Consider the following 3,896-nt stretch of genomic DNA (forward strand, 5'->3'; position numbering starts at 1 on the left):
CGTAACTCGTGGTTTAGCTGACGGATGTGTCTGACGATCGCGATTGTTTCGATCGTCTTCGCTAGTGACGTCGGGATTATCGGTAGTGGTACTGGCTATTTGACTCGAATCGCCGATTGTCTCTCGCTCCAAGATCGAGTTATCGCGCTCCAATCGATCGGGTGGTGGAGCGGTTGTCGAGTGTGTTTGCGCGTGAGCACTGCTAGCAATGACCAAATACCAACCCGCGATCGCGATGCAATAACAGGCTAATTTATAATTAGTTTGATAATACGCCAATAACTGTGAATACATATATCCAAATCTTCTCTACCGATCGATTCTCTCTCCAGTGACATCAGCACCCAGTTTGGAAAAAAACACCCATCCTAGTTCAGTTCATTCGGTTTTACCTGCATCGAACAAAACTAGAGATGGGTAGATTTTTTTAATCGAGTAAGTACGAATTCGCGCCGATCGATCGGCAGATGCCGATCGTCGATCTATAGGGGCATAGATTAGATCGACGCAAACTCTCTGTTTCTACTTGATCATGGGGATGTAGGATAAACCAGCAGAACTACCAGTGTAGTTGTACCGAACTTCGGTTTTGCTATTATTCACCGATGCAGCAGTGTTGTTGGTGTTGTTCGTTGTTTGACCGACTTGGCTGTTGACATTACTGTTGCTAGTATTGTCATTGGCACCACCTTTACTAGTGTTTAGATCGCGGCTGGCAACAGCACTAGTTGTATTGTTATTGGTAGCAAAATCACTAGTTGTATTGTTGTTGCTATTTACATTACTAGTTGTATTGTTATTAGTAGCAAAATTACTAGTTGTATTGTCGTTGCTATTTACATTACTAGTTGTATTGTTATTAGTAGCAAAGTTACTAGTTGTCGTCTTAGTAGTGCCACCACTATTACCAGTCCCAGTCGTACTATTAGTAGTGTTGGAATTAGGTACGTTAATGTTACTTGCAGCAACGCTACTGCTGCCAGTACCAGTACTATTACCAAAACTAGTACCATCAGTACCCGTTTTGTTGTCGGTTAAGTTATTAGTAGCCGTTTTGTTATCAGTGGCGTTAACAACACCCGTTTTGTTGTCGGTTAAGTTATTAGTAGCCGTTTTGTTATCAGTGGCGTTAACAACACCCGTTTTGTTATCGGTTAAGTTATTAGTTGCCGTTTTGTCATCACTGGCAGTAATTTCACGATAGTTGTCGAAATTAGAGTTTTTGGTGGTGGTTGCCTGAACGTTCGAGCGGTTCTCCTGAGAGGTGCTGAAATTAACGGAGTCAGAAGTATTATTCGTTCTGACAATATCGCTATTACTTACATAGGAGAAAGTTACAGGTGCGCTAAAGCCTCTGGCAGTTGCCGTTGTACCCGCGTTGGGGCCAGAAGTCAGACTGGCCGAGCTAGCAGTACTTTCAGATTCACCAGTAGCTACCGCAGCCGAGAGTTCGCGGACGCCAGTACCGCCACCATTGGCATTTGTACCAGGCTGGATCGAGAAATTACCATTGGAGGTACCGTCAAATTTGATCGATACCGCAGCAGCAGTAGTCCCAGTAGTTGGGAGAGCCTGAGCTGCCATGGGGAAAACCGCAGAACTAGCTACCAGAGCCAGAGTCAGTTTAGATTGAAAATTCATAAATTCCACCCTTTGCTGTATTTGTACTAAGCAATGTATAATCTAGGCACAAGTTTTTGATAAAATCTGGCTCGTCAACAAAATTACTCAAGCATGGTGGTTGTCGAGTTCCAACTCTAGATCGTTTCATGGATAAAAAGTTGGCGAGTTACTTTCTTCGCACACACATCCGTCTACCAAACTTATCAGCACAAAATACAGGTGACAAAACCCGAGATTGGGCTAAAATAAAAATGGCAATCTTCCGCTTTCTAGATACTAGAAAGAGTTAGAAAACGCGGACAATGATATTGTTAAAAAAATCTCGTTTAAGTAAGAAACTCTTCTCCCCAAGCCATTATTAATTTATCGATCGACCATCAACTTAGAAGCTAATTTTTATTTTTTGCTCAGAGTTAACAATCTTTGTCAAGACCTTTTTCTCCAGATTTCATTAACTTCATCATACGACTTTTTCTATAAAACTGACAATAGTTGTAGTCCTATTTACGTAATAAGGCTGATGTCTATTTTTGAGATTCGAGTAAGATTGCTGATTCGATTGGTGAATATTTACGCAATATGATTGAATTAAATCAGTCGATCTGCCGATCTTAAAATCGGGTGCTAGCATATTTGCCTTGCGATCCCCGGAAAGTGAAAACGCTATAACTAGCCTATAGCAACAGATATAAGATTTGAATTAGGCTCGGGGAGCAGTGTCTGTGAGCTAGGACACGATCGAGATTTTTGCTGTTCGACGATCTGACCCCTATTTTAACCAGTTGGCGATCGCTAACTCAGTTCTGCTAAATAGCCGATCGTCATTTAGGGTAGTGGAAATCGATCGATTGCCCCTACCATCTATCCTTGTTAATGGATTAATGCAGCCACCCGCATCGCCGAACAAATCGCTCCTTCATGCAAACCGTCGGCAAGGTAGGCACCCGCATGATAAGTATGATATTCGCCATTAGTGGCGACGACTTCATCACGATAGCGAAACGAATCGACCGTATATTTGGGAGTATGATGCTGTTGAATATGGACGATTTGTCTCGGATCGATCGAGTCTTCTAAATGAAAGGCTAAATTATATTGACGCGAGGACGTAATTCCACAAAGTTGGTTGAGATAGGCGTTATAACCCCAACCGTGGGGGGTTTGAAAGAAATCAAATTCGGTGAGTTGTTTGATGCCATAACGATCGTACATTGATGTATCGGTATGGACGATCGTCGTTGCATAGTTAGGTTGCCAAGCACCAAAGCGGCGGCGTTCGGCGTCTGTCGGATCGGCGAGTAATGCCAAGACTCGATCGGGTGGCGTCGCAAACACTACTTTATCAAATAATTGCGGCGGTTTGCCTGCTAGTTTCACACGCACTTTACCCTCTGGCGTCCGCCATACCTCGGTAACATCGACGTTTAGCAGTACCGTCCCTCTAAAGCGTTCGAGAATTTTTTCGATATAGGAGTACACCCCACCTTTGATGCGCACCCATTCAGTCAGTACGTAATCGCGTAGTGAGGGAATCGCTAATTCGGCGGGGACATCATCGATTTGCTCGAAGGGGATGGAATAGCTATACATCGTCAGTAATTTTAGCCAGTAATTGCGGGCGCACTTTGCGGGTAGATATTTAGATAATGGTCGATCGTAAAGGCTTTGAAGGTTGGCAAAATGCATTTTCAATTGCAGTCCGATCGATCGCACATAAAGACTATCTAAGCGTAGATACTCAATTATGCGCTGGATGCCCGTGATATTTTTGCGAATTGTCGTACCGGACAAAAATCGATCGCCATCTTTGAAATACAATGCCGATCCGAGATCGACTGGTTCGAGTTCTACGCCTAATTCTTGCATTAGTGCGAGAAAGTTATGAAATTTGCGAGTGAATTCGAGTACGCCTGCTTCGAGATATAGACCGCGATTTTGGGAATCGGTTCTGACATTTTTATTAAGCGATCGAATGTGTCCGCCTAAGATTGGTTGTTTTTCAAATACTGTGACTTGATGCCCTTTTTTGTCGAGTAAGTATGCGGTAACGATGCCGCTGGCTCCGCCGCCGATGACTGCTATTTTCATAAAATTAGCTCCTTATTGTGGTAAGATAAGTGATGAATTAAAGTTAGATGTTGCTGGATTTAGCAACTGCAAATTGATAGACTCGATCGACAAGTCTATGTTTGTTTTGATATGGGTTATTTAAGTTGCTGCGTAGTCCTTTACCCCACCCCAGCCCTCCCCTTATAAAGGGGAGGGAGTAAGAG

Annotated in this window: 3 protein-coding genes; all 3 read right to left on the reverse strand. The window is 43.3% G+C overall.

Features of this window, described 5'->3' with window-relative positions:
• On the reverse strand, positions 1-294 hold a 294-nt coding region (locus C7B77_RS25705; protein ID WP_146138519.1), incomplete at its 3' end, for a hypothetical protein.
• A 228-nt stretch (positions 295-522) separates the two neighbouring features.
• A complete protein-coding gene (locus tag C7B77_RS25710) occupies positions 523-1,641 on the reverse strand; it encodes a hypothetical protein (RefSeq protein WP_106311678.1) in 1,119 nt (372 codons plus the stop codon).
• Between the two features lie 852 nt (positions 1,642-2,493).
• Positions 2,494-3,711 carry an FAD-dependent oxidoreductase gene (locus C7B77_RS25715; protein ID WP_106311681.1) on the reverse strand — a complete coding sequence of 406 codons (1,218 nt, stop codon included), beginning with the start codon at positions 3,709-3,711 and terminating at the stop codon, positions 2,494-2,496.
• Positions 3,712-3,896: the final 185 nt, after the last annotated feature.

The sequence above is a fragment of the Chamaesiphon polymorphus CCALA 037 genome (assembly GCF_003003845.1).
Taxonomy (GTDB): domain Bacteria; phylum Cyanobacteriota; class Cyanobacteriia; order Cyanobacteriales; family Chamaesiphonaceae; genus Chamaesiphon; species Chamaesiphon polymorphus.